The organism is Lachnoclostridium sp. An169, from assembly GCF_002160525.1.
GTDB classification, from domain to species: domain Bacteria; phylum Bacillota; class Clostridia; order Lachnospirales; family Lachnospiraceae; genus Mediterraneibacter; species Mediterraneibacter cottocaccae.
Window position 1 is genome coordinate 191,536 of the sequence record NZ_NFKT01000002.1, and the last position, 26,324, is coordinate 217,859.

The following is a 26,324-nucleotide window of genomic DNA, read 5'->3' on the forward strand; positions in this document are numbered from 1 at the left end:
CATTAAAGTAAAAAATATAAACACTCCGGGGAAACATCCTGCTGTGGGCAGCGAGGTCCTCCGGAGTGTTTTTGTTTTGCGAGCCTGTCGGCGGATGCTTCAGGATTTTGGCCCGTCGATCAGTTCTTCATAAGTAACACTAAACACTTCGCACAGCGCTTTGAGCTCAATGTCCGTAACGTACCGTTTCCGGGTTTCAATTCTTGTAATGACATTTTTGTCCATATCGTACCCCAGCAGCTGCAGCTTGTAAGAGAGGAGACGCTGGGAGCAGTTGTTTCTTGCCCGCAGTTCTATGAGGTTTTTCCCGATCAGATTTTTTTCACCCGTTTTTGTTCTTGGTTTCGGCATGGATCTGTCCTCCTTTTTTGCGTTTGATGTCTCATTTTTTGCACCACTTTTCTTGATTTTATATACATCAGAAGATATAATCGGTTGTAAAAGTGAGACAAAAAGGAGCAAATATGAAAAATGTAAAAAAGTGTGGCCTTTTTCTGGCGGCAGCCGTTCTTACCGTTTTCTCTTTGGTGGCAGCAGCGGCTGTAATATCAGAAAAATATGAGCAGTGGAAACGGGATAATTCCGGGATTCCGGATGCTGTGAGCAGTGTGAGTGCCGGCGGTACATGCAGGCTGACGGTTGTAGCTAACAGCGGGAAGATTGAAGACGGGGAAGCGTTCGCTTCTCAGGTACTTGAGATGTATCGGGAGAATTTGTTTCAGACAATCCATTTTTCGACTGATATTGGAGAGATGCCGGGGATTCTGGATATTACTGTTTATTTGAAGCGTGGAGATATCGGAAAGAAAGAACCTGTTATGAAAATTTATTATGACACAGAAAAAGGGATGCGCTTTTTGTACATTCGCTGAGGCGCTGTTCTCTGAAGAGAACAGCGAAATATGGCATAAGGAAATATAATATTCCTGAAAATTACATATAAAAGATCACTATAAAAATCAATATAAAAAATCGCAATAAAAAATCCACTGTATCGATTTCCGATTCGTACAGTGGATTTTCAGCTTATTCCATCCATTGGTCTTACCTCCTTATTCAATTGATATCTATCTGAAACTATTCTTTCAAATAGTGTTTTCCGTCTGTTGATTTCTTACCTTCCCATTGGACTATACCTCTTTTCTTTAGAATTCCCGTTTTTCAAATTAAGTTTTTGGTGGTCCGTCCTCCTTTTCTTTTGATGTCATTATAATAACTCACAACAGTGAAAATGTCAATAGAAAATCTGATAAAAAATATAAATAATATAAATATTCAGAATTTTATAAAGCAAATAGAAAATAGTATGTGCAGTAAAGAAAGGGAAAATAGATTATAATGAGGTGAGACAGCACAGAAAAGGTATTGGCACAGGAAAGGTATTACAGGAAGGAAGTTGCAGAAAATGAGAATTGCGGTGATTTCAGATACACACGGGCTGCTCCGCCCGGAGGTGATCCGTTTGGTAGGTGCGTGTGATGCAGTGCTCCACGGAGGGGATATTAACAGCCGTAAGATTCTGGATGAGATAGAGCGGGCAAAGAAGAAGGACGCGCCGTTTTATGTAGTGCGGGGGAATAATGATAAGGAGTGGGCGGAAAATCTTCCGGTTTATGAAGAATTCATTCTGGGTGGAGTGAAGTTTTTCATGACCCACAAAAAGAAGGATGTGCCGCAGGAGCCGGGTGACAGTCAGATCATCATATACGGACACTCCCACAAATATGCAGAGGAAAGCAGAGACGGACGCCTGTGGCTGAATCCGGGGAGCTGCGGAAAGTGCAGATTCAACCAGGATATCACCATGGCGGTGCTTACCATCGAAAATGGCGCCTGGTCGGTGGAGAGGATTGATATTCCACATGAGGACAGGCGGAACAGGACGGAAAGCCGGCCGGGGACTGATACAGAAGCTGAAACAGCTATGGATGCCTCAGATGTGGATGTGAGGATTCCGGGGGAGGGGGAGGATCTTCTGAAGATTCTCAAACAGATTCTGAAACGGATGGAGAAGGGGCAGCAGGTGGCGAAGATCGCGGCAGACCTGCAGCTGGATCCTGTATTTGTGGAACAGGTGTGCCGGATCAAAGTGACCCATCCCGGGGTGACTGCAAACGGGATTATGGACAAGATGGAAGTGAACCGGACGGTTGATGTGAATTAAGAATGGCAGATGTTTGGGAGAACAGAACAAATATATGCAAAACAGGGGAATACTATGGGAATATTTAGAAACATGTCGTCAAGACAGAAGTTTTTTTTAATACTGACAATACTCTGGATGGTGGTGATTTTTTCTTTTTCCGCCCGTCCGGGCAGTGTGTCGGAACAGGACAGCGGCAGAGTGGGGCTTCTGATCGGAGAGATCTTTGTTCCCGGATTTGAGGACTGGAGTGAAGCGGAACAACAGGCCTTTGCAGAAACTGTGGATCATCCGGTGCGCAAGACTGCCCATGCTTCCGAGTATGCGCTTCTCGGGATTCTGGCGGCAGGAGCCTGTATTGAAAACGGCAGGGAGCTCAGAAGGAGACGGACGGAGATTTTTATTCCCTGGCTGACCGCTACGGTGTACGCTGCAACCGATGAGTTTCATCAGCTTTTTATCCCGGGACGCAGCGGTCAGGTATCAGATGTGCTGCTGGACAGCGCCGGGGCGCTGGCGGGGGTGCTTATTCTCGCGGGAGTACGGTTCATATTACGGAAAAATCGGCGGCATAAACCCCTTCCTGAATCAGAGTGAGCTGAATCGTATCGCGCCCGTACTGCTGAAGATCGGCATAGGTAATCAGCTGCCGCTCGTCCAGTCCCATACGTGTACGAATATATCCTCCGAGTTCTGCACCGCCTCCGTCGTTGGAAGTGAGCTGCTTCGGATAAAGCCGGGAGTTTCTTATAACTCCGTTTCCGCTGAAAATCGCTTTCATGATATGACCGTCATCCCAGATGATTTCGATTGGATCGTTTTCTCGTGTGCTTTTTCCACCGGAAGTAAGCCGCACTAACTGCTTTGGGGGAAAGAGCATGGGGTAGGAGTCTATGTGTCTGGCACTGATTGGAATATAAGACTCCATGGCGCCGGATTTCCGACTGTGGCCAGCCTGGTTTCCCCAGTTGAGCCCACTGTGTTCTGGCACATATTTTTTCCTGCGGGTATCGGTGAGGAAGAGGGGCATCAGAACAGTAAGTGGATTGGTTATGCGTGCGGAATAGGCAGAAACACGGCGGTAAGCAGGAGTGCGGACAGGAGCAGACGGTAGCGAGCTGCATTCGATGCAGTCAGTAAGGACTGTCCGGAGATATGCAGAGGCGTCTGCATAATAGTCCGGAGCAAGTACGGTAAGAATTTCTGCGTTTGCCGGCGCGGACAAACCTCGCTCAGACAGGTTGGCAGAACCGGTGAGAACGCAGAAAACCGACCTGTCCTTTTTAAATACATAGATTTTTGCGTGGACCGCATTCTGTGAGTACAAAATACGAAGATGCGGCATGCTGCGGGTGAGTTCACAAACGGATTTGTGCATGAAATCTGAGATGCCGTCTTTTCCATACATGCCATAAACAACAGTAGTATGGGGGCAGACCAATGCCAGGTCGGAGACGGCACCGGGCCCGATATAGCCGCTGATAACAATTACCTCATCGCTACGCGATGCCAGGTCGAGTACATGTTCCTTTAAGTTTTCCGTCAAAAATTCTTTAACCATAAAATTCCTCCTTTATCAGATGGTAACTGTCTTTTTCCGGATCGAAGATAAGGGTATACAGGGGAAGCTGAAATTCAAATACCGCCATTTCGGACAGAGCGTTCCGGAGACAGGCAATATCCCGGTCCAAAGTCCGCTTTGATATTTGAAATGCATCCATCAGTTCCATACGTGTTACCGGTGTCTGGGACAGAAGCAGCTGAAAAAGCAGAACCTGTCTTACAGACGGGGAATATTTGCAGTCTTCCATATAATTGTTCCTCCCAATGCTTTATTGTAAATAATAATACTAAAAAATAGCGACATACGTATGGCATTGATAAAAAATATTTTTTGTAGAGAATGAACGGCAAAAAAGAAGGAAAATTTGATTTCACTGTTGAAAAAAAGTACATTAATGGTAAAATTAGTTGGAGACAGTAAAATGGAGGAAGAAAGATTGAACGCAATTGATTTATTTGCCGGCTGCGGCGGCCTGTCAAAAGGCTTTATGGACGCGGGCTTTGACATTATCGTCGGAGTGGACAATGACCAGGCTGCTCTGAATACTTTTGTCAGAAATCACAACGGAGCCGTGGCGCTGAACGCGGATTTATCAAAACAGGAGACATTTGACGAGATCAGAAGAATCGCCGGAGACAGAAAAATTGATGTGATTATTGCCGGCCCCCCATGCCAGGGCTTTTCTCTGACCGGACCGAGAAATTTTGATGACGAGAGAAACAAGCTGTATCTGGCAGTGATTCGGATGGTGAAGGATTTTCAGCCGGAAGGGTTTATTATTGAAAATGTCCCCGGGATGGCGACACTGTATAAAGGGCAGATCAAAGAAGAGATTTTAAGAAGATTCCGAAAGATGGGATATAATATTGACTGTAAGATTCTCTGCGCGGCGGATTATGGTGTGCCGCAGATGAGAAAACGACTGATTTTTATGGGAGTGAAAAAAAAGTACGGGGATCCGCAGTTCCCGGAAGCAGAGTTTACGCCGGAGAATTACCGGACCTGCCGGGATGCGATCAGTGATCTCCCTTCAAGGGAAAAAGAACTGGGAAAAGAGGAAGACGATTATACATCTCCCCCACTTACAGAATATCAGGAGCTTATGAGGGGGGACTGCCATATCCTCTATAATCATGTGGCAACGAACCATACCCAGATGGTAAAGGATACCATCGCGCTCGTGCCGGAAGGCGGCAATTACAAGGACCTGCCCCCGGGATGGGGAGAGAGCCGGAAGTTCAACGAGGCGTGGACCAGATATGATGGGAATAAGCCGTCACGGACGATCGATACCGGCCACAGGAACCATTTCCATTACCAGTACAACCGGGTGCCGACGATCCGGGAAAATGCCCGGCTGCAGTCATTCCCTGATGACTTTGTGTTTACCGGGACAAGAACGCAGCAGAACAGGCAGGTGGGAAATGCGGTGCCCCCGCTTCTGGGACAGGCTCTGGCAAAAGCGCTGCTCAAAAGTATAGGGAGAGAGGAAGAACATGCGGAATAAGGAGATACGTTCGATCGATCTGTTTGCCGGCTGCGGCGGACTGATGGAAGGCTTTGAGAAGTCCGGACATTATAAGACACTTGCGGCCGTCGAGTGGGAGAAAGGACCGTGCCGGAACCTTGAGAAAAGACTGAGAGACAGATGGAAGTACGATGACGCAGAGAAGAGAGTGCTCCGCTTTGACATTCAGCGGACGGACGAACTGTTCCACGGTTGGGATGATAAAGAATATGGAAAGAACGAGGGACTTGACAGACGGATTGAAGAGGGGGGCGGTCTTGATCTGATTATCGGAGGTCCGCCGTGCCAGGCGTATTCCATCGCCGGGCGGATCCGGGACGAACACGGGATGAAAAATGATTACCGGAACTATCTGTTTGAGAGTTATCTGAAGGTGGTGGAGCGCTATAAGCCGAAACTGTTTGTGTTTGAAAATGTTCCGGGAATCTTAAGTGCAAGGCCGGGGGATATTCCGATCATCGATGTGATTCAGAAAAGTTTTTCTGAATCGGGGTATTATGTCCTCCCGGAACTGAAAAATGCGGTGATCGATTTCACAGAGTACGATGTGCCACAGAACCGGAAACGGATCATCATTCTGGGAATCAGTAAGAAATATTTTGGGGAAAAGTGCCCGGAAATGGCAGAGCGGTTCTATGAGGAATATCTGCCCCGCTATAAGGGAAAAACAAAGAAGACGGTGCGGGAAGCGATCGGCGATCTGCCGGGACTGTATCCGCTTGGTCACGACGAAAAATATAATGGAAAGAAGATATCCCACTCCCTGCCTGATCCATTTGTGGCAAACCATGTAGCCCGGTGGCACAATGAGCGGGATATCGGGATCTTTAAGCTGTTGACCGAGGATATCGAATCAGGACGATGTGAGTATGTGTCGGCGGATGCGATTAAAAAGCTCTATACAGAGAAGACGGGGAAAACGTCCAACGTGCATAAATATCATGTGATCCGTTGGGATGAACCCAGTAATCTGATTCCGGCTCATCTCTATAAGGACGGGCTGCGGCATATCCATCCGGATACAAAACAGCTCAGATCGATTACTGTGAGGGAGGCTGCCCGGCTGCAGACCTTCGATGACGATTATATTTTTGAGGGAAGTAATGTAGAACTTTACAAAATGATCGGAAATGCCGTTCCGCCGGAATTCTCAAGGAGACTGGCAGAGGCAGTGTACGATCTGCTTTCAGATTACGACAGCCACGGGCCGGATAATAAAAAGGAAGGACAGAGGGCTGATTAAGGAAAAAACATGGCTGATAACAGGATTTTTGCAGGGCCGCCGGGTACAGGGAAAACCTATTGCGCCAAACAGGCGGTCCTTAGTCTTATCTGGGATGGGATGACGGATAAGGAGAAAAAGAAAAAAGAGTCAAGATATTACCGGCCGGAGAATTTCTGCGGACAGGCATTTCAGTACGCAGAAAAACACTATTTTCCGGGAATTCGCCTGGTGTCTCTCCACGAGGGTATGTCACCGGCGGATTTTACCGGCGGCCCGGGCATGACGACGGAGGATGGACGCGTCGTCTTTGCGGAGAAAGAAGGAATATTAACAGGTCTTCTTGACGAGATGAAAACGACACAGAAGCCCGGATTCCTGATTCTTGACGATATACACCGGGTCGATACAGCAGCTGTTTTGGGAGAGCTGCTGTATGCTTTTGCCCACCGGAGAGAGAGCGTGACCCTGGCTTCGGGAAAAAGTATTACTGTGCCGGAGAATCTTTATGTTTTCATGACTGCGAATACGCTCCGGCCGGCTTTCGGAATTTCAGCGGCAGTGAGAAATGGTTTTTCGGTTATCCAGATGGAAAATACGGAAAAGAAACTGGAAGAGCTTCTTGTCTCAGAATTTTACCGTTCTGCTTACTATAATATAGAGACGGAGACATTGGAGAAGGTGATCGATCTGCAGAGCGCATGGAAGGAACTTATTTCTGCCATGCGATGCGGCGGCATTCTTCTCACGGCGTCGGGGGACACGGAGCAGTTTCTTCTTGAACTGCCGGATGTATCCAGGTGCTTTGGAGAAAAAGAGGCGGAGCGCTTCCTGCAGGTGACTTTTCCGCTCAAATGGACGAGGCGCGCGGGTATTCCGCGCAGATTTATCAAAAAGTATAATGCACTCGCAGAGAAAATGTGCGATGCGCTGAATGAACTGTGGGAAATGTATTCCAGATTCTGTTCAAAGAAGACCGTCTCCGTCCTTGATGATTTCCGGGAGGAGGTAAAGAAAGAGTACCGTTATTATAACGGATTTCTTGACGGAATCGCCCCGGAGTTTTCACAGGACAGGGAAAAATACCGGATTGGCTGCACCTGTTTTCTCCCGGGAGAGAATTTTTCCATGTGGAATGCCCGGGAACTGCTGCAGAATAAAATCAGGGCGCAGGTGCTCCCGTTTTTGAGACAGTACAGGGAGGAAGGAATCCTTGTGGAAGCAGAGCTCCCGGAGGCGGAGAGAACATATGTTTCCACAACAAGAGAACTGGGGGAAGTGCAGGAAGAAAAAATAGAGCCTGTGATTCACCAGGACTACCGGAAGATCTTCCTGAATCTCTATCAGGGCAGAAAGCGCACGGCAGGGGTGCAGAATCCGCTGAACAAAAGCCAGAAATATAACCCTACATACGGTGTGCTCTTTGAACTGGTTTACGACATGATCTGCCATCCGCTGATTAATAACTGGAGCATCATGGAGATTTTGTGCCGCGGGCGGGAGATCTATTTTAAGCGGGATGAAACGGGGCAGTATGAGGGATGCCTTCTGGCCCAGAACAGGCTGTCAGACCGGATCGTAACAGGAAGCACGGATACTACCCCGGGAAATGAAGGACTTACTTCCTATAAAAGGGATCTTCATGCATTTTACTATAAAGGGCAGAAATATGTGCTGCTCTCAAAAATAGGCCTGGATAACAAAGATTTCGTGAAGACCGTGGATGGCTGCCGGCTGACGGGGCCGGTGCGCGCGAGGTACCGGAATCTCTATCCGATTGTGAAAGTTCTGGTATATGAATATCTGCAGGAGTTCAGAAACCAGCTGCAGATCTTTAAACGTGAAAGTCCAGATGCGGATGAGAGAAAAGCTGCAGACGATGATATCAGGATGGTGTCAGAGGACCTGGAGAGGATAGACCAGATGGCGTGGCACGGGGGAAATCCGGATGAGCGGAGGTGGAATCTGCTGGGGGAGATTCGGGCACTGCCTACATGGAGCAGAATGTTAAGCGGAGATTTGAAAGGAGTTTACAGACGAATGGACGACAGATACCAGTCAGTGATGGAAAGCACAGGGATACACCAGATGATTCTGCAGGGACCGCCGGGAACTTCCAAAACCTACGGGGCCAGAGAGTTTCTGGCAATACAGGCCGGACTGATCAGCCAGAGAGGCGAACACTGGGATGAGGAAGAACTGAAGAAACGTCAGTTGGTCTCAGACGGCGATGAATACAGCCTGCCAGGGGGACTAACGGGAAATGATAATGTGTACTGGGATATTATTCAGTTTCATCCATCATACACCTACGAGGATTTCGTGAGGGGAATCGCGGTGACTGCGGCGCCGGAGGGAACTTCTGAAGTGACAGGCGAGGTGTATGAGAACGGCACGGCAAAATATACCCTGAAAATGCAGCAGCCATCTCCGGTGATTTATAAAACCGTGAACCGGACCCTCGGAAAGATGGCACGGATTGCCGGGCAGCATTACAATGCGGTCAATCCGGAAAACAGTCCCAGATTCTATCTGATCATTGACGAGATCAACCGGGCGAATCTGGCCACAGTATTCGGAGAGCTGATCTATGCCCTGGAGTACAGAGACAGCGGCGTGGTGACGCCCTATGCGGCGGAAGGCGAGGCGCGTCTTAAGATCCCAGGCAACCTGTATATCATCGGAACGATGAATACTGCGGACAAGTCCATATCTTCGATTGACTATGCGATCCGGCGCAGATTCCTCTTCTTTCCTGTGCTGCCGGATATCCGCATTGTCTATGGAAGCCTGAATGGGGATGACTGGAAAACGTCGGATGAACTGAAGCTGTTTCACCTCACAGAGAGGGTGTTCGACCTGTATCTGAATGCCGACGACTACAGCAGGGCGGATGTTCAGACCGGGCATACCTATTTCCTGAGAAAGGAAAATACTCCCGCTGCAGCGGCGCAGATGCGGGACCGTTTCCTCTATCAGGTGGTTCCGGTGCTGAGGGAGTACTATAATGACGGCGTGCTTCTTAATGATACATACGGCAGAGACCCGGAAGTCTTTGAGGAAGAGGCGTTCCGGATTCTTGAGGAACTGATGAACTCTGCAGATCCAGATGAGATGGAGCAGCTGTACGGAAAACTGTTGGAGGAGCTCTCAGCAGCAGAATTTCTGGACAGTATCCGTGAAAAGCTGGAGGAGAAAAATATTCTGGCCGCTGCATCATCTGACGACGAATAGGCAGAGGAACCATGCAGGCCGGTTTCCCGGGTGTGCAGGCAAAAAATGCAGGCGCGGTTATTCGGACAGCGATAAGGAGGATAAAAGATGAAGGCAGACCTGATATGCGGGCTGACTGACTGGAGCAGGGATTGTGAACGGAAGATCCCCAGAGGAACCGCGGCGGCAAAAAATATGAACGGCGTGTCGCCGGATGAGATGGGGCTCTATCTGGACAGCAGGGGCAACTACCACACAAGCGGTACCGTGGGAGCCGGATGGCTGAAAGACTATGCGGGAAAACCGGTTGTGGATCCGAAAAGCGGCAATAGAAAAGCTGTTCTGATCACACCCCGGTTTCAGCTCAGTCCCTGGGATATGCTCGTGAAAGTGATGAACGATCCGGAGTATGAGCTGTATACCTCCGGTGGGGATGGGGAATTCTTTCAGGTGAAGACCGGGGAAGATCTGATCCCGGTAAATGCTGCAGAGAACGGAGGAGAGATTCTTGCGGCGGTTTCCTGCATCAAAGAGTGCGAGATGGTGTGCCGGAAATTTATCCGCCGGAGGATGGACTTTGAGGAGGCAAATCTTAACGGGCGTATTGTAGGGAATATTAAAGTGTCTGAGCATATCCGGCGAAATCTGGCTCAGGGGCGGGAAGACCGGGTATACTGCAGATATCCGGTATTTACGGTAGATACTACGGGAAACCGGATCATGAAAGCGGCGCTTAAAAAGTCAAAGCGGATCCTCAGGGAAAACGGAATCGCCATGCAGGAAATCAGCAGGATCAGCCGTTACTGTGAGAATGTTTTAAAAGATGTGAGGACCGTTTCCGTGGCAAAAAGTGATTTCGCAAAGGTAAACCTCACGGGATTTGATTCCTGCTACAAGAAAGTGATGGCGCTGGCGAAGACGGTTCTGTCCGGCGCGGGAACCGGAGATCTCTATCACGACGAGGCGGAAGGAGTGCGCTATGTTGTGCCGTATACGATCAATATGGAGCGGCTGTTCGAGTTTTACGTCCGTTCTTCCATCAAGGAGTATCTGAAGAAAACGCCCGGAACAGAGATTTTCCTGGATCCATACCGGACGCCCCGGAACAATCCTCTTCTGACGCTGAAAGATCAGGATCCCCAGGCATATCTGATGAAAAATTATATTCCCGACATTGCTCTGAAAAAGCGAAGGGGTGGAGAAGAACGGTATGTCGCTGTATTTGACGTAAAGTATCAGAACAGCACCAGCGATGTCTGTGCACAGACAAGACGGCAGAATTCACACCAACTGCTTTTTTATGCGCTGCTTCTTAACGTAAAAAAATGCGGTTTTATATTTCCGGGAAAGAAAACAGAAAAACAGGACGGTAAAAGGATGGAAATCCGTGAACTCAATATACAGCCGGGGGATGCAATGGATAGAGAAAGAAGAGAGTACAGCCAGTGGGTTGTGGAGCTTTCTCCATCCCGGGAGACAAAGTTTGCAGAGCGTATTTTAGATTATGTACAGAAGTCATAGGAGCAGATATGGATACACTGACACCGGAACAGCGCAGGAAAAACATGCAGCATATACGGAGTAAAAATACAAAGATAGAAGTGATTTTGAGGAAAGCTCTCTGGAAAAAAGGCTATCGTTACCGTAAAAATTACGATAAACTTCCGGGAAAGCCGGATATTGTGTTTACGAAATATAAACTAGCCATTTTTTGTGACGGAGAATTTTTTCATGGGAAAGATTGGGAGGTTCTTAAGCCCAGACTTGAGAAAAGCAATAATAGTGAATTCTGGATCAGCAAGATCTCCCGTAACCGGCAGAGAGACGATGAGGTGAATAAAAAGCTGCTTTTTGAAGGCTGGACGGTGATCCGTTTCTGGGGAGCGGATATAAAAAAGCATACAGATGAGTGTGTAAGGGTGATTGAGGAGACGATATTTGAGATACGGATGGAGGAAGTGTCTCAGGAATATGAAGAAGGGGAAGCAGATGATGCAGAAAATTCTTATTGTTGAGGATGACCGGGAGATGAATCAGGGGATTTCCCTGTTTCTGTCAGAACATGGATTTGCGGTGTCTTCTGCCCGTTCGATTGCAGAGGGAAAAGCGGAATTTGAAGCGGGGAAGCCGGATCTGGTACTTCTGGATGTGAATCTTCCCGACGGAGAAGGATTTGAACTGTGCGGATGGATCCGCAGAAGCGGAAGGCGTGAGGTACCTGTTCTCTTTCTTTCCGCCCGTGATCTGGAGGAGGACATGCTCAGAGGATACGAGGCCGGAGCGGAGGATTATGTGACAAAACCTTTCTCCATGAAGATCCTTTTGAGCAAGATCAACGTGATTCTCAAGAGGAACACGGCAAAGAGCGGGATGATATTCGACGATGGCTTTCTGCAGATTGATTTTACCCGGGCAAAAGCAGAGGTAAACGGTTCCGACTGTCCGGTGACGCCGACAGAGTTTCGGATCCTCCGGGAACTGCTCGCCCACCGGGGACAGCTCCTTACATACGAAGTTCTGTTGGACCGGCTGTGGGACGGCGGCAGTCAGCTTGCGGACAGACACGCTCTGGCGGTGAATATCAACCGGCTCCGGAGTAAGATTGAGGATAAAGACCACAAATATATTTCTAATGTATACGGGATGGGATATCAATGGCTTGGTTAGCTGTCGCTGCCGTCTGCATGACCCTGGCAGCAGTTGTTCTGGCATGGAAATACAGGAAACTGAAAATGGATGTGTATGAATTTGCCGATCAGGTGGAACAGAACCTGGATGCAGTGATTCGCGGAGAAAAAACGGAGATGAACAGGGAGACAGAAGATTCTCTTCTGGGGAAAATCAGTGAAAAGCTGGAGCGGGCAGATCATATTCTGGAAAGAAGAGCGCGGGAAAATCAGGAGGAAAAAAGACAGATCCAGGAGCTGATCTCTGACATTTCCCATCAGACAAAGACACCGCTTGCCAATCAGAAAATCTATCTGGAGATCCTGAGAAGTAAAATAGGAAATAAAATAATATCTAAAGAAATTGACACATCTCTGGAATGCCTGGAACACCAGACAGTCCGGCTGGAGTTCCTCTTTGACAGTATGGTGAAGATGTCGCGTCTGGAGACCGGGATTATACAGATCAGAAAAGAGAAAGAAGATCTCATGGAGACAGTGGGAAAAGCCGTCTCCGGGGTAGTGCCTGCGGCAGAAAAGAAAGGAATTGTTCTGGCTGTGGAGACAGGATCGGAAGTGCGGCTGCGCGGAGGCGGACCGGAAGAACTCCTTGTGCCCCATGATGGCAGATGGACGGAGGAAGCGGTCTACAATCTTCTCGACAATGCTGTGAAATATACGGAACCGGGAGGAAAGGTTACGCTTGCCATCTGTCAGAGGGAGATTTTCACCGAGATTCATGTGCGGGATACGGGAAGGGGGATCCCGCTGGAACATCAGGCGCAGATCTTTACCCGGTTTTACCGGGAACCGGAGGTACATGACCGGGAGGGGCTGGGGATCGGCCTGTATCTGACGAGGAAGATTGCCGAGCTGCAGGGCGGTTATGTGGAAGTTCATTCGGAGCCGGGAAAGGGCGCGGATTTTTGTATTTATCTGCCGAATCAGAAATCCGGCCGGCAGATTTTCACAGTTTTGTGATTGTTTGAAAATGAGACTGGTTTGTGATTTTTATAGATTATTCTGGAACTGAAAAGGAGGAATGACTATGGATTTCATGATCGTCAGGACAAAAGGTCTGAAAAAATACTATCGTCTCGGAAATAATATTGTGAAGGCCCTGGACGGGGTGGACTTTGCCGTAAAAGAGCGGGAATTTGTTTCCATCATCGGAAAATCCGGGAGCGGCAAGAGCACGCTTCTGCATATGCTCGGGGCCCTTGACACCCCGACGGCGGGGGAGGTTTATGTGGACGGGAGGAGACTTTCGGATATGAACCGGGAGCAGCTTGCCGTATTCCGCCGGCGCAGGGTAGGATTTATCTTCCAGAATTATAATCTGGTGCCGGATCTGAACGTGTATGAAAATGTGGTCCTCCCCATCGAACTGGACGGAAAAAGGGTGGATAAAAAATTCGTGCACGGGATTCTTGAACTGTTAAAAATCGAAGAGAAAATGGAGGCGCTTCCCGGGATGCTCTCAGGCGGACAGCAGCAGAGAGTTGCCATTGCCAGGGCGGTGGCGGCACGTCCCTCCATCATTTTAGCCGACGAGCCCACGGGGAACCTGGATTCCGCATCCGGACACGATGTGATGGGGCTTCTGAAAGTGGCGGCAAAACAGTTTCAGCAGACGGTGATACTCATCACCCACGACAATGATATCGCCCAGATGGCGGACCGGATCGTGCATATCGAGGACGGAAAAATTGTGGGAGACGGAGGCGGTGCCGCTCTGAAAAAGGCAGGTGACGGATATGCTGGCGAATAACAACCGGAAAGTGATCCGCCGGATGGCAGGGCGCTCTGTGAGAAATAACCTGCGCCGGAATCTGATTATGACGGCGGCAGTGGTTCTTGCCTCGTTCATGCTTTTCTGTATCTTTACCGTGGGAGTGACCTGGATAAAGCTATACCGGCTTCAGAATATCCGTTTAAACGGAGGAGATTATGATGCGGTACTTTATGGGGTAACGGAGGAACAGCGGGAAAAGTGCGAATCGGATCCTGCGATCCGGCAGACAGGAACAGTCGGAATTGCAGGCTATATTTCCGCCACAGAAAATGACGACACCATGGAAGCAGGCTGCGTCTGGGCGGATGAGGCGTACTGGAATGAGATCATGGCTCCTGCCAGAGTGAGTGTGGAAGGAACTTACCCTGTAGATGAAAATGAGGTCATGGTCACCGGGGAAGGGCTTGAGAGATCCGGACTTGCAGGATTTGGCGTGGGGGATTCGTTTTCGGCGCAGTATGTGGACGCGGCGGGAAACACGCTGACAAAGCAGTTTACTATATCCGGGATCTGGGACGGATTCGGGGAGAAAAGCGCATTCTATGTGTCGGAAGCATTTTATCGGGAGTCCGGTTTTCAGATTGCAGACGCGGCGTCCGGGAGATATTATCTGGACTTTAAACAGACGGTGATCACTCCCGGGCAGCAGGCGGCATATGAAGAGAGACTGGATCTGGGGAAAAAGCAGGTCCTCTTCTTTAACAGTGACGCGGAATATTCCCTGCCTGTCTTCCTGGGGCTGTGCGGACTTGCGCTGATCACCTGCCTGTGTGCGTATCTACTCATTTATAATATCATGTACCTGTCTGTGTCACAGAATGTCCGTTATTTCGGTCTGCTTCAGACTATCGGCATGACACAGCGGCAGATCCGCATGCTGATCCGGCGGCAGATGCTCCTGACCGGAGGATCCGGAATCGCAGCCGGGATCCTGCTTGGAAGCGCCGTGTCGTTTCAGCTGCTTCCTTATATCATAAGGCTTATGGGGATCCGCACCGGCACCGTGGGGGAGATACGAATCACATTTCAGCCGGCAGTGTTTCTCCTGAGCATTGCGGTTGCGGCACTTACGATCTGGGCGGGCAGCAGGAAACCGATACGCCTGGCAGAAAAAGTATCGCCTCTTGAGGCTGTGAGCTACCGTCCGGCATGCGGAAGGGACGGCTGGCACAGAACGGGAAGGGGAAGACTTCTCTGGAGGATGGCTGTGGGGCAGATCACAAAAGATAAGAAAAAATCTGCAGTGATCATGGTCTCTCTGGCAGCGGGCCTCTCGGTCTTTCTCTGCATGACCACACTGGCCGACAGCCAGGGGGCGAGAACGATCGTGACAAACCACATGGATGCGGATCTGGTGCTCAGGAATGACACTCTGGATAAAGAAGATCCGGCAGAGTGGAAGCAGATCATGGATGAGGAGTTTCTCAAAGAACTGACAGACACAGATGGGGTGCAGGAAATATATCCTTTCTACACGGCGGAGATCATGGTTCCCTGGGATCCGGACTTCATGGAGCTGTGGATGGAAGAATTCTACGCAAAATGGATGAACATCCCTTATGAAGAAGCAGCGGAAGAGTACAGAGAGCATCCGGAAAACTTTCCCACCTCGATTGTCGGAATCAGCGAAAATGAGGTGGAATATCTGCAGGAAACACTGGATGAGTCTTCCGTACCTTTTGATAAAGAGGCTTTTCTGCGCGGGGAGACCTGCGTGCTCTATCGAAATGATCTGGATCTCACGCCGGAGGATGCGGCGGGAAAAAGCGTGACCTGTGTGGCATTTCGGACGATGGACGGCGCGGAAGGCAGTCAGCCGCCTGACAATCCGGCTTCCGCGGATGCGGGCAGCATATACGGGAATATGACCGGAGGAGAAAAAAGCAGAAAATTTGAAATTGCCGGGATGACCAATGAGGGATACTATTATACCGGTACAACGCAGGGGATAACTCCGACGGTCATTGTGATCGATACGGCGTTAAAAGAATTTGCGGCGGATCCCTTCGTGGAAAAAACAGGCGTGAGGTATGAAGCGGATGCTGCCGTGCCTGCGGAAAATCATGTGATGGATCTGATCCAGGCGTCTCCGGATACATCGGATTTTTCATGGGAGTCAAAACTGGATTCCATGAGAGATGCAGAGCGGGCACAGGGAAATCTGTCGCTGGTAAGCACCGGGATCGCCCTGCTCCTGGCAGTGATCGGGATCCTGAATTACATCAATACCGTGCTGGGAAATGTCCAGAACCGCCAGATGGAGCTTGCCGTGCTCGAGAGCGTGGGAATGACGGACCGGCAGAGAAATTTTCTGCTGATTCTGGAAGGTTTCTGCTACGGCGCGGGCTCGCTGGTTCTGACCGGGACAGTTGGCCTGGCGGTGACGTACCTCATCTATCAGTCCATGAATTATATGCAGGCGCCCTTTATGGTGCCGGCTGGTCCGGTGGTCGGAATGACCGCAGTTACCCTGGCGGTGTGTATCGCCATCCCGGTGGCAGCGGGCGCGGGCATGATACGGAGAAGAAGCGTGATTGAGAGAATCCGGGGGATCGGGTAAAAAGCAGCTTTATTATAGGAAAAAGGAGAGACAAATGATTTGTCATTTTAAAAGCCGGATGATACAATGAAAAAAGAGGTGTAACTACAATGTTCGGAAAAAAGAAGAAAATTCTCACATACGACCGGAATACCTGCCGCCCTGTCCTGCGCTGCAGTATTTGCACCGGAGAGCAGGTGGCCGGATTTCAGGATCTTGCTTCCGGAAAATTCGAGGAGGTTATGCTGATCCGCGGGGAGGACGATCTGGCAAAATTCCGGGAACGATACGGGATAGAGGAAGAGATCGGGAAGATATATTGAGATATTGAGATAAAGTCATGGAAAAGCAGCTTACAGATGGAGAATGTGAAAAAAAGTGAATGCAGATAAAGAAAAAACAAACCACAACAAATCTGAAAATATGAAATACCGTCTGGCGGACGCCATGAAGATCTGCATGCGCCGGTCCCCGGTGGAGAAGATCACGGTTCAGGAGATCGTGGATGAGTGCGGGACAACGAGACAGACATTTTACCGCAATTTCAAAGATAAATATGATCTGATCAACTGGTATTTCGACAAGATCCTTCTGGAGTCTTTCGAACACATGGGGGAGGGAAGGACGATCTTCGAGGGACTGGTCAACAAGTTCCATTATATAGAAGACGAGAAGCTGTTCTTCCGGGCGGCTTTTAAAAATGATGACCAGAATAACCTGCGCGACCACGATTTTCACCTGATCCTGCAGTTTTACACGGAGCGGATTGAGGGGAAGACCGGAAGAAAAATGTCCCCGCATCTGAAATTTCTCCTGGAAATGTACTGTCAGGGGTCGATCTATATGACCGTGCAGTGGGTGCTGGGGAAGATCAACGCGGATCCGGAAAAGATGGCGGAAGATCTGGTGGACGCCATGCCCGCGGAACTGAGCGAAGTGTTCCGGACGCTGGACCTCCTGTAAGCGAAAGTCTGACTGCCGTGCCGGATTCTGCACGTTACAGATTGCCTGCTTTGTCACTTTATCTTTCCGCGTAAGATTGTTAAAATATAAACAGAAAGCCGGGAGGTGAACATACGGCAGTCATTTCCGGCAGAAACTCAACACAGAAAGAAAAGGAGACTGATAACAATGGCAAACAGAATCATGTTAAATGAGACTTCTTATCACGGCGCAGGCGCGATCCAGGAGATTGCGACAGAGGCAAAGGCAAGAGGATACAAGAAAGCATTTGTCTGCTCGGATCCGGACCTGATCAAATTTGGCGTAACAGGCAAGGTGACGGATGTGCTTGACGGTGCAGGTCTTGCATATGAGATCTACTCTGATATCAAGGCAAACCCGACAATCGAAAATGTACAGCACGGCGTTGCAGCATTCAAGGCAGCGGAGGCTGACTATATCATTGCCATCGGCGGCGGTTCCTCCATGGATACGGCTAAAGCCATCGGCATTATCATCGCAAACCCGGAGTTCGAGGATGTGAGAAGCCTGGAGGGAACAGCTCCCACAAAGAATCCCTGCGTGCCGATTATTGCAGTTCCGACAACAGCGGGAACGGCGGCTGAGGTTACGATCAACTACGTAATCACAGATGTAGAGAAGAAGAGAAAATTCGTGTGCGTTGACCCCCACGACATGCCGGTTATCGCGGTTGTTGATCCGGATATGATGGCTTCCATGCCGAAGGGACTTACCGCTTCCACAGGTATGGACGCTCTGACACATGCGATCGAGGGATACACGACAAAAGCTGCCTGGGAAATGACAGATATGTTCCATCTGAAAGCAATCGAGATCATCTCCCGCTCTTTAAGAGGCGCTGTCGCAAACGAGAAAGAGGGACGCGACGGAATGGCTCTCGGCCAGTACATCGCCGGAATGGGATTCTCAAATGTAGGTCTTGGTATCGCTCACTCCATGGCACATACACTGGGAGCTGTCTATGACACTCCCCACGGAGTTGCATGTGCAATGATGCTCCCCATTGTTATGGAGTACAATCAGGAGTGTACAGGTGAGAAATACCGCGAGATCGCAAGAGCCATGGGTGTAAAAGGCGTGGATGACATGTCTGTGGACGAGTACAGAAAAGCAGCCATCGACGCAGTGCGCCAGCTCTCTGTTGACGTCGGAATCCCGACAAAACTGGAAGCACTCAAAGAAGAAGACCTGCAGTTCCTCGCAGAGTCCGCACATGCTGACGCATGCGCACCGGGCAACCCGAAGGACGCAAGCGTGGAAGACCTGAAAGAACTGTTCAGAAAACTGATGTAAATTTGTTGAAGAAGGCATCCGGAGCGGAAAACTCCGGGTGCCTTTTTACATCCGGCATGATATATGGTGATAAAACCGAATCTTTACTGGACGGAACCGCGCTTACGATGTAGAATTAGAGATAGGAAAATACAGCCGGAGAACAGGAGGTGCGGTTTATGGGAAATATTTGGCATGATATCAGCGAGGAGCGAATTTTTCCCACGGATTTCATTTCTGTAATTGAGATCTCAAAAGGAAGCAAGAAGAAATACGAACTGGACAAGGAGACCGGGCTCATTATTCTGGACCGTGTGCTTTACACGTCCACAATCTATCCGATGAATTACGGATTTATTCCGAGGACACTGGGGGACGACGGAGATCCGCTTGACGTGCTCGTCATGTGTTCGGAGCCTCTGGAGCCGATGACGCTGGTGCGCTGCTATCCCATCGGCGTCATGAAGATGACGGATGGCGGTGCAGGGGATGAAAAGGTGATCGCCATTCCCTGGGCGGATCCCACATATGCGGCGTACACAGAGATCTCACAGCTCCCGAAACACATTTTTGATGAGATCCGCCATTTCTTTACTGTGTACAAAGACCTGGAGGGCAAAAAGACAGCGGTCAACGAATTCGAGGGCGCCCTGGGAGCGGTGAAGGTGATCGAGGAGTGTATTGACCGCTATAAAGAAAAATACGGAACAGATCAGCAGAAATAAAAGTCTGCATGGAAGTGAAAGGAGACAATACATTATGGAAAAATTAAGTGACAACCTGAAAAAAATCTTTCTTGCGGGAGTCGGCGCTGTGGCGGTTACTGCAGAAAAATCAAAAGAACTTCTCGACGAAATGGTGGAGAAAGGCGAACTGACAGTAGAACAGGGAAAGGTACTCAATGAAGAGCTGAAGCACAACATTAAAAAGACGGTGAAAGATAAGGTGAACGTCTCGGTTAAGGCGTCTTCGCCGGAGGAGTTAAGCGAGCTTCTGGACAATATGACACCGGAACAGATCGAGGCGCTCAAACAGCAGATCCTGAAGAAAGAAGCCGCGGAAGCAGAAGAGGATGAGGATGAGTGCAATTGAACCGATAGAATACAATTCCAGGCTTCGGGAGATCACTGCGGTACTCCGGAAGCATAACATCACAAAGGGAGTTACCCCGGAAAAGCTCCGCGCCATTCTGGAGGATCTGGGGCCCACTTTCATCAAGCTGGGGCAGATCATGTCCATGCACTCGGATATCCTGCCGAAGCGGTACTGCGATGAACTGATGCGGCTCCGCTCGGAAGTGACGCCCATGCCCTTTGAGGAAGTGAAGGAAGTGATCGAGGAGTCCTACGGGCGCTCCTGGAAACGGGTGTTTTCCGAGATCCAGGAGACGCCTCAGGGTTCCGCGTCGATTGCACAGGTACATCGTGCGGTCCTGCGCACCGGAGAAGAGGTGGTCGTGAAGGTCCAGAGAAGGGGCATTTACGAAAAAATGGCAAGAGATATCGATCTCCTGCACAAGGCGGTGAAGCTTCTGCCACCGGTCAGCATAAAAGGCATGGCAGATCTGGATCTGGTGCTGGACGAGATGTGGTCTGTCACGAGAGATGAGATGAATTTCCTGACAGAAGCATCGAACATGGAGGAGTTCGCCCGGCGGAATAAGGATGTCAGCTTTGTGGGGACGCCGGTTCTGTATCAGCAGTACACTACGGTCCATGTACTTGTCATGGAATACATTGACGGCTGCGGAATCGATGATAAGGAGGCTCTGCTCGCGGGAGGATATGACCTCAAGGAGATCGGAAGCAAACTGGTGGACAACTACATCAAGCAGGTCATGGACGACGGATTTTTCCATGCGGATCCCCATTCCGGAAATGTAAAGATCCGGGACGGAAAGATTATCTGGATTGATATGGGAATGATGGGGCGCCTGACGGAACATGACCGGGAGATGATCGGGAGAGCCGTGCAGGGCATTGCATTTAATGATGTAGGGCTGATCCAGCAGGCGGTGCTGTCGCTGGGGGAGTTCCGGGAGAAGCCGGACCAGCGCAAACTGCATGAGGACATTGAAGGACTGCTGATGAAATACGGCAACACGGAGATGGGGCAGATCAACGTGGCGGAAGTCATGGCGGACCTGATGGAGGTTATGAAGAATAACAAAATCAAGATGCCCCACGGCCTGACCATGCTTGCCCGGGGTCTTACCCATATGGAAGGCGTTCTGGCGGACATCGCGCCGGACATCAATATGGTGGAAATCGCGGCATCCCACATGGCGGGAGAATTTTTCCGTTCCTTTGACCTGAAAAAGGAGCTGAAGAACAGCGGGAGGAGCGCGCTCAAATCCATGCGCAAAGCTCTGGATATCCCGTCCCTGGTTACCGATATGATGAACGGGTATCTGAAAGGCCAGGCAAAAGTGAACCTGGACCTGCAGGTGACGGATGACCTGGCGCGCCTGCTCCGGCGTCTGGTGCGCAATATCGTGATGGGGCTGTGGGTCATGGCGCTTCTGATCAGTTCCAGTATTATCTGCACCACGGACATGTCGCCGAAAGTGCTGGGCATCCCGGCGCTGGGAGCCTTCGGATACGTAATGGCGTTCATCATTGTGCTGTATGTGTTCATCAAGCATCTGCTGTCGAGAAAGTAGACGGTGCATGTGCGTGACAGAAGATATTTATGGCAGTACATATGGAAAATATAAAATATTTTTTGCTCAGACAGGGGAGGAGAACGGTGAACCGGGATAAGAATAACGGAAAAAAACAGGTGAATAATCAGGACAGAATCCAGGGCAGCGGGCAGGAGAAAAAGAATTCGCTGGTAAAAAGTTTCGGATATGCTTTTGACGGAATCCGGACCGGCATCCGGAAAGAACGCAATATGAAGATTCACTGCGTCGCTGTGATTGCAGTGACGGCTGCGGGCACTTTCCTGGGGCTTACGGCCACGGAGTGGTGCATCTGCCTGCTTCTGTTCGGACTGATCATCTCCCTGGAACTGGTAAATACCGCGGTGGAGGCGGTTGTGGATCTTGTCACGGAGGAGAAAAAGCCGCTGGCAAAGATTGCGAAAGATACTGCAGCGGGAGCGGTGCTTTTTTCTGCGGTGATGTCTGTGATTATCGGGTGCATTATCTTCCTGCCGCATCTGGCGGAGCTGTTCAGCCGGTTGTTTTAAAATTCCCGGTTGATTTCATGCGGCTATACTGATAAAATACTTGATGTTGGGACAGAATGGTCTGTCCCATGATAGGAGAAAGGAAAGACGATACCGATGGAAGAGAAAACAACTGTCACAAAGCAGGAGACACTTCAGGCGCTCAGAAACCCGGGCGAGATCTATGTGGTCATGTCCGTGGCGACCAGGATGCCTTTCGTGGACTGCGATGATGAGACATTCGACGACCAGGTATTTTTATATTACCGCCTGGATGATGCAAAAGAAAAGGCAAAAGCACTGGCGGAACAGCGTTACCAGGTTGCCGTGGCAAAAGTAGAAGAAAAGCAGCTCCTGGGATTTTATACGAATCTTTACACTATGGGAGTGAACTGTCTGGCTGTGAACAGCGGCACGGATATGGCGATCAGCGTGCAGCTTAACGAGCTTGTCAGACGGAAGACGCCGGAGGAACTGCCGAAGGGACAGAAACTGATCGAGAATCCGGCGCTTCATCTTACTGCAATGTATTTCATGCAGGAGCTTCGCCGGCAGAACGGCGCAGAACCTACCCGGGAGCTGAAAGAGCTTCAGGAAGAACTCCTGGCACATTATACAGAAGGAACATTTATCCTTGCCATACAGGAAGACGGTCAGGTGCCGGTGCTGAAACAGAAAGACGGATCCGTCTATCAGCCGGTGTTTACCGATGCGGTGGAATTCCGCAAGTTTGCCCGGGATAAAAAGTTCCGCACGGCAGCTGTTCCTGCGGGGAAGATCCCGGAACTCCTCGTCCCGGAGGCAAAGGGCGTGGCGATCAACCCGTTCGGGGTAAATGTACAGCTTAAGATTGCAAGACCGAAAAAGATCGAACAATAACAATAGAAAAGAGATTCGGCAGTGCCATGGATGCGCTGCCGCTTTCTTTTCGTCCTGAGAAGATTTCTGTAATAAGAAGGAAAGGGGAAAATACTGCAGTATGATTCAGACAATAGGAATCCCTGGGGGACTGATGATACACAGAGACGGGGTTCTCTGGAAAAACTTTTTTGAACAGCTCGGATTTCACTGCGTGACCAGCCGGAAGAGTGACCGGCAGATCCTTGAGCAGGGAACGGAGAGGGCGGTTGACGAGACATGCCTTCCGTTTAAAATGTATCTGGGCCATGTGATGGAACTGATGGGGAAATGCGATGCTGTTTTCATTCCCCGCATGGGCGGGTTCAAAACCCGGGAAAAAATGTGTACAAGATACGAGGCGCTGCCTGATCTTGTGAAAAACATTTTCCGCGATGAACAGATTCCGGTCCTGACAGTCAGCTATGACTGGTATGACAGGACAACGGAGGAAAAAGTTTATCTGGAACTGGGCGATAAACTTGGGAAGACGAAAAAAGAGACAAAAAAGGCGTATATTTTTGCGAAGAAGCAGCAGGAAGCATGGCTGAAAAGCCGTGAGAAAGCCCAGAACCAGCTGATGGAAAAAGAGGGAACAAAGGTTGTTCTGGCAGGGCATCCCTATGTGCTTCATGACGCGTATATGGGAGGAGAACTTGCGCGGATTCTGGAAAAGATGGGTGCCAGTGTGCTGTATACAGACTATGTGGACCGGGACAGCGCCCTGAAGAAAAGTTATGATTTCTCCCGGGTTATGCCCTGGCTGATTAACCGGGAGATAATAGGAGCGCTTATGGCGCTGCGGAAAAAAGCGGACGGGATCGTGCTGGTGAGCGCGTATCCGTGCGGACCGGACGCCCTGGTAAACGACATGCTCATCCGCAGGATCAAGGACCTGCCGGTCTTAAGCCTGACGCTGGATGCACAGAGCGGCACGGCCGGTGTGGAGACGAGAATAGAAAGTTTTATCGATATTATCAAATATCAGAAAGCAGGCGGCTATGGAACTAAGAATTGACAACAGAAAAAAAGTGGCGTTCCCCAGAATCAACCACTACGATTATGCCATCCGATATATTGTGGAACAGGGGATCGGGGCGCAGTTTATTCTTCTGCCGCCGGCGACGAAGAAAACATCCGAGCTGGGAAGCAAATACAGCCCGGATTATGCCTGCGCGCCGTTCAAACATTCCCTGGGCAGCCTGATTGAAGCCCTGGAGGCCGGCGCGGAGGTGCTGGTGGAGACGGGAGGATTGTGCAGGCTTGATTATTACGGCGCACTCCAGAAAGAGATTATCCGGGAACTGGGGTACCGGTGCGATTTTATCAATCTTGCCGAGTACATGGGCGGCAGCAAGAAAGAATGGATCCGGCTGGCCCGCCATATAAATCCGAAACTCAATCCCGCAAAACTGGTCACGGGAGCTTATGAAGGGGTGAAGATGGCGGAATATATGGACGAGATCGAGGCCATGTATTACCGGAACGCCGGCTTCGAGGCGGAGAAGGGCAGTTACAAAAAGGTGTACCGGCAGTTCCTTATGGAGATGCAGATCGCTGAGAGCGGACAGGAGATAAAGAGGGGGTATCAGAGGGCAAAGCAGGCGCTGGAGGAACTCCCCCTGAAGATGCCGGAGAATCCCGTGCGCATCGGCGTGGTGGGAGAGTACTATACGATCATGGATGAACATTCCAACCAGTTCCTGCAGGAAAAGCTGATTAACCTGGGCGCATCGGTCCACCGGTTCATGAACATCACAAACTGCCATTTCCGTGCAAAGGAGACGGCGCTGCGCCCCAGAATCCGGGAATATGCGCAGTACAGCATGGGTCCGACCACCACCTGGACGATCAACTCGGCCATGGACTATGCAAAACAGGGATTTGACGGGATCATTCATGTGAAATCCTTTGGCTGTACGCCGGAGATGGATGCCATCCCGGTGCTTCAGAATATCAGCCGGGATTACCACATTCCGGTTCTGTATCTGAGCTATGACCTGCAGGAGAGCGATACGGGACTTGATACGAGACTGGAAGCGTTTTACGATATGCTTGAGAGAAAGAAGAAGGTGTTACGATGAAGAAGGCTTATCTGGGAATCGATATCGGTTCCATATCGACAAAAGGCGTTATTATTAATGAAGAAAATGAAATCCTGGCACAGTGTTATCTCTGGACGGAAGGCAATCCCATGAATGCCTCAAAGAACGTGCTCCATGAGCTCAAAAGCCAGTTTGATGCCGCGAACAGCCGGGAAGAATATAAGATTGTGGCTTCCGGGACAACGGGGAGCGCCAGAAAACTGGTGGGGAGCATGATCGGTGCACAGGTTGTGAAAAATGAGATCACCGCCCATGCTGTGGGGACAACCACCCTCCATCCGGATGTGCGCACGATCCTGGAAATCGGCGGACAGGACTCGAAAATCATCTGCGTGGAGAACGGCGTGGCAGTAGATTACGCCATGAATACCCTGTGCGCTGCCGGAACCGGCGCGTTCCTCTCAAGCCAGGCACACCGTCTGGGCGTGGAAGTGGAAGAATTCGGCGAGATCGCCCTGAAGGCGAAAAAGGCAGCGCCGATCGCTGCGCGCTGTACCGTGTTCGCAGAGTCCGACCTGGTGCACAAGCTTCAGGTGGGATGTCCGAAAGAGGAGATCATCGCCGGACTCTGCAAGGCGGTTGCGGGAAATTATCTCAATAACGTGGCAAAAGGCAAGAAGATTGTGGCTCCTGTGGTGTTCCAGGGCGGCGTCAGCAAGAATGCAGGCGTGGTGAGAATGTTCGAGGAAGAACTGGGCATGCCCGTGCTGGTCGATGAGAACGGGCACCTCATGGGAGCGTTCGGCATCGCGGTTCTGGCAAAAGAAAGCCAGGACGAGAGGGCGTTCTCTTTTGATGTGGCGGATATGGAATTTAAGACCAGGGAAGTGACCTGCGGGAAATGCGCGAACCACTGTGAGATCATCTGCGTGTACCGGGACGGCATGCTGATCGATTCCTGGGGCAACCGCTGTGATAACGGCGCCATAAAGCAACAGTAAGAAAAAGCACTTTTTAAGACGGCTGTATGAAAAAAACAGCAGTTTTGAGGAGTGCTATTTTTTACAAAAAAACGACCAAAAATTACAAGCACCAACGAATTTTTACAGTTTTTCCGGTGCAGAGGGAAAAAGCCCAGTATGTACAAGGTCGTAAGGTGTCACATTTCCTTGACAATTGTGCATTTCAGGGCATATAATACTAACGATGTGATTGCATATAGCAGTTTCTCTTTGGGGGGGGGTAAAAAACCACCCCTTAAAATGTAAATTGTGGTATAAGGCAC

The 26,324-nt window shown here is 50.0% G+C and carries 26 protein-coding genes; 23 read left to right on the forward strand and 3 right to left on the reverse strand.

The features are described from left to right. Positions 1-99: 99 nt before the first annotated feature. A complete protein-coding gene (locus B5F07_RS02400; protein WP_087159678.1) occupies positions 100-351 on the reverse strand; it encodes a helix-turn-helix domain-containing protein in 252 nt (83 codons plus the stop codon). 113 nt (positions 352-464) lie between these two features. Here B5F07_RS02400 and B5F07_RS02405 point away from each other — a divergent pair, with 113 nt between their 5' ends. From B5F07_RS02405 to B5F07_RS02415, 3 genes are all read left to right on the forward strand, one after another. Then, positions 465-872, forward strand: coding sequence for a hypothetical protein (locus B5F07_RS02405; protein WP_087159679.1), 408 nt, complete (start codon positions 465-467; stop codon positions 870-872). A 533-nt stretch (positions 873-1,405) separates the two neighbouring features. Next, on the forward strand, positions 1,406-2,164 hold the full coding sequence (locus B5F07_RS23325) for a metallophosphoesterase family protein (RefSeq protein WP_087159680.1): 759 nt from the start codon (positions 1,406-1,408) through the stop codon (positions 2,162-2,164). Positions 2,165-2,218: 54 nt separating this feature from the next. Next, positions 2,219-2,740, forward strand: a complete 522-nt coding sequence (locus tag B5F07_RS02415; protein ID WP_162613033.1) for a VanZ family protein — start codon at positions 2,219-2,221, stop codon at positions 2,738-2,740. Here the strand turns inward: B5F07_RS02415 and B5F07_RS02420 are convergent. Both B5F07_RS02420 and B5F07_RS02425 read right to left on the reverse strand, forming a co-directional pair. After that, complete coding sequence (locus tag B5F07_RS02420; RefSeq protein WP_087159682.1) at positions 2,691-3,704, reverse strand: restriction endonuclease PLD domain-containing protein; 1,014 nt, start codon at positions 3,702-3,704, stop codon at positions 2,691-2,693. The two genes, B5F07_RS02415 and B5F07_RS02420, sit on opposite strands and share 50 nt — an antisense overlap. Then, positions 3,697-3,954 (reverse strand): HTH domain-containing protein, encoded by a 258-nt coding sequence (locus B5F07_RS02425; RefSeq protein ID WP_087159683.1) that lies wholly within the window; start codon positions 3,952-3,954, stop codon positions 3,697-3,699. Before B5F07_RS02425 ends, B5F07_RS02420 begins: the two co-directional genes overlap by 8 nt. A gap of 189 nt (positions 3,955-4,143) precedes the next feature. Here B5F07_RS02425 and B5F07_RS02430 point away from each other — a divergent pair, with 189 nt between their 5' ends. The 20 genes from B5F07_RS02430 to B5F07_RS02525 all read left to right on the forward strand — a co-directional run bounded on the left by B5F07_RS02430 (position 4,144) and on the right by B5F07_RS02525 (position 26,040). After that, the gene (locus B5F07_RS02430; RefSeq protein ID WP_204248805.1) at positions 4,144-5,214 is read left to right on the forward strand and encodes a DNA cytosine methyltransferase; all 1,071 of its coding nucleotides are present in this window, start codon (positions 4,144-4,146) and stop codon (positions 5,212-5,214) included. Then, complete coding sequence (locus tag B5F07_RS02435) at positions 5,204-6,478, forward strand: DNA cytosine methyltransferase (protein WP_087159685.1); 1,275 nt, start codon at positions 5,204-5,206, stop codon at positions 6,476-6,478. Before B5F07_RS02430 ends, B5F07_RS02435 begins: the two co-directional genes overlap by 11 nt. 9 nt (positions 6,479-6,487) lie before the next feature. Next, on the forward strand, positions 6,488-9,691 hold the full coding sequence (locus tag B5F07_RS02440; protein WP_087159686.1) for an AAA family ATPase: 3,204 nt from the start codon (positions 6,488-6,490) through the stop codon (positions 9,689-9,691). An 87-nt stretch (positions 9,692-9,778) separates the two neighbouring features. Beyond that, on the forward strand, positions 9,779-11,191 hold the full coding sequence (locus tag B5F07_RS02445; protein ID WP_087159687.1) for a 5-methylcytosine restriction system specificity protein McrC: 1,413 nt from the start codon (positions 9,779-9,781) through the stop codon (positions 11,189-11,191). An 8-nt stretch (positions 11,192-11,199) separates the two neighbouring features. Then, positions 11,200-11,685 carry a very short patch repair endonuclease gene (locus B5F07_RS02450; RefSeq protein WP_087159688.1) on the forward strand — a complete coding sequence of 162 codons (486 nt, stop codon included), beginning with the start codon at positions 11,200-11,202 and terminating at the stop codon, positions 11,683-11,685. Beyond that, positions 11,663-12,337 (forward strand): response regulator transcription factor, encoded by a 675-nt coding sequence (locus B5F07_RS02455; RefSeq protein WP_087159780.1) that lies wholly within the window; start codon positions 11,663-11,665, stop codon positions 12,335-12,337. The genes B5F07_RS02450 and B5F07_RS02455 overlap by 23 nt, the downstream gene beginning before the upstream one ends. After that, positions 12,325-13,317 (forward strand): sensor histidine kinase, encoded by a 993-nt coding sequence (locus B5F07_RS02460; RefSeq protein WP_087159689.1) that lies wholly within the window; start codon positions 12,325-12,327, stop codon positions 13,315-13,317. Before B5F07_RS02455 ends, B5F07_RS02460 begins: the two co-directional genes overlap by 13 nt. Positions 13,318-13,384: 67 nt before the next feature. After that, positions 13,385-14,107 carry an ABC transporter ATP-binding protein gene (locus tag B5F07_RS02465; protein WP_087159690.1) on the forward strand — a complete coding sequence of 241 codons (723 nt, stop codon included), beginning with the start codon at positions 13,385-13,387 and terminating at the stop codon, positions 14,105-14,107. Beyond that, the gene (locus B5F07_RS02470) at positions 14,094-16,691 is read left to right on the forward strand and encodes an ABC transporter permease (RefSeq protein WP_087159691.1); all 2,598 of its coding nucleotides are present in this window, start codon (positions 14,094-14,096) and stop codon (positions 16,689-16,691) included. Before B5F07_RS02465 ends, B5F07_RS02470 begins: the two co-directional genes overlap by 14 nt. Positions 16,692-16,780: 89 nt before the next feature. Next, positions 16,781-16,993 carry an aspartate dehydrogenase gene (locus tag B5F07_RS02475; protein WP_087159692.1) on the forward strand — a complete coding sequence of 71 codons (213 nt, stop codon included), beginning with the start codon at positions 16,781-16,783 and terminating at the stop codon, positions 16,991-16,993. Positions 16,994-17,093: 100 nt separating this feature from the next. Beyond that, positions 17,094-17,633: a TetR/AcrR family transcriptional regulator C-terminal domain-containing protein gene (locus B5F07_RS02480; RefSeq protein WP_087159781.1), complete on the forward strand. Its 540-nt coding sequence runs from the start codon at positions 17,094-17,096 to the stop codon at positions 17,631-17,633. Positions 17,634-17,801: 168 nt separating this feature from the next. Beyond that, positions 17,802-18,947, forward strand: coding sequence for a lactaldehyde reductase (fucO, locus tag B5F07_RS02485; protein ID WP_087159693.1), 1,146 nt, complete (start codon positions 17,802-17,804; stop codon positions 18,945-18,947). 158 nt (positions 18,948-19,105) lie between these two features. Beyond that, entirely contained in the window at positions 19,106-19,651 is a 546-nt protein-coding gene (locus B5F07_RS02490; protein WP_087159694.1) for an inorganic diphosphatase, read from the forward strand. Positions 19,652-19,685: 34 nt separating this feature from the next. Further along, entirely contained in the window at positions 19,686-20,018 is a 333-nt protein-coding gene (locus B5F07_RS02495) for a phasin family protein (protein WP_087159695.1), read from the forward strand. Beyond that, on the forward strand, positions 20,005-21,588 hold the full coding sequence (locus B5F07_RS02500) for an ABC1 kinase family protein (RefSeq protein WP_087159696.1): 1,584 nt from the start codon (positions 20,005-20,007) through the stop codon (positions 21,586-21,588). The genes B5F07_RS02495 and B5F07_RS02500 overlap by 14 nt, the downstream gene beginning before the upstream one ends. A gap of 137 nt (positions 21,589-21,725) precedes the next feature. Beyond that, the gene (locus tag B5F07_RS02505) at positions 21,726-22,118 is read left to right on the forward strand and encodes a diacylglycerol kinase family protein (protein ID WP_242972404.1); all 393 of its coding nucleotides are present in this window, start codon (positions 21,726-21,728) and stop codon (positions 22,116-22,118) included. 96 nt (positions 22,119-22,214) lie between these two features. Further along, positions 22,215-22,976 (forward strand): SseB family protein, encoded by a 762-nt coding sequence (locus B5F07_RS02510; protein WP_087159697.1) that lies wholly within the window; start codon positions 22,215-22,217, stop codon positions 22,974-22,976. A 100-nt stretch (positions 22,977-23,076) separates the two neighbouring features. Beyond that, the gene (locus tag B5F07_RS02515) at positions 23,077-24,012 is read left to right on the forward strand and encodes an acyl-CoA dehydratase activase-related protein (protein ID WP_087159783.1); all 936 of its coding nucleotides are present in this window, start codon (positions 23,077-23,079) and stop codon (positions 24,010-24,012) included. Continuing rightward, positions 23,996-25,078 carry a 2-hydroxyacyl-CoA dehydratase gene (locus tag B5F07_RS02520; RefSeq protein ID WP_242972399.1) on the forward strand — a complete coding sequence of 361 codons (1,083 nt, stop codon included), beginning with the start codon at positions 23,996-23,998 and terminating at the stop codon, positions 25,076-25,078. The genes B5F07_RS02515 and B5F07_RS02520 overlap by 17 nt, the downstream gene beginning before the upstream one ends. Beyond that, entirely contained in the window at positions 25,075-26,040 is a 966-nt protein-coding gene (locus tag B5F07_RS02525) for an acyl-CoA dehydratase activase (RefSeq protein ID WP_087159698.1), read from the forward strand. The genes B5F07_RS02520 and B5F07_RS02525 overlap by 4 nt, the downstream gene beginning before the upstream one ends. Positions 26,041-26,324 lie beyond the last annotated feature (284 nt).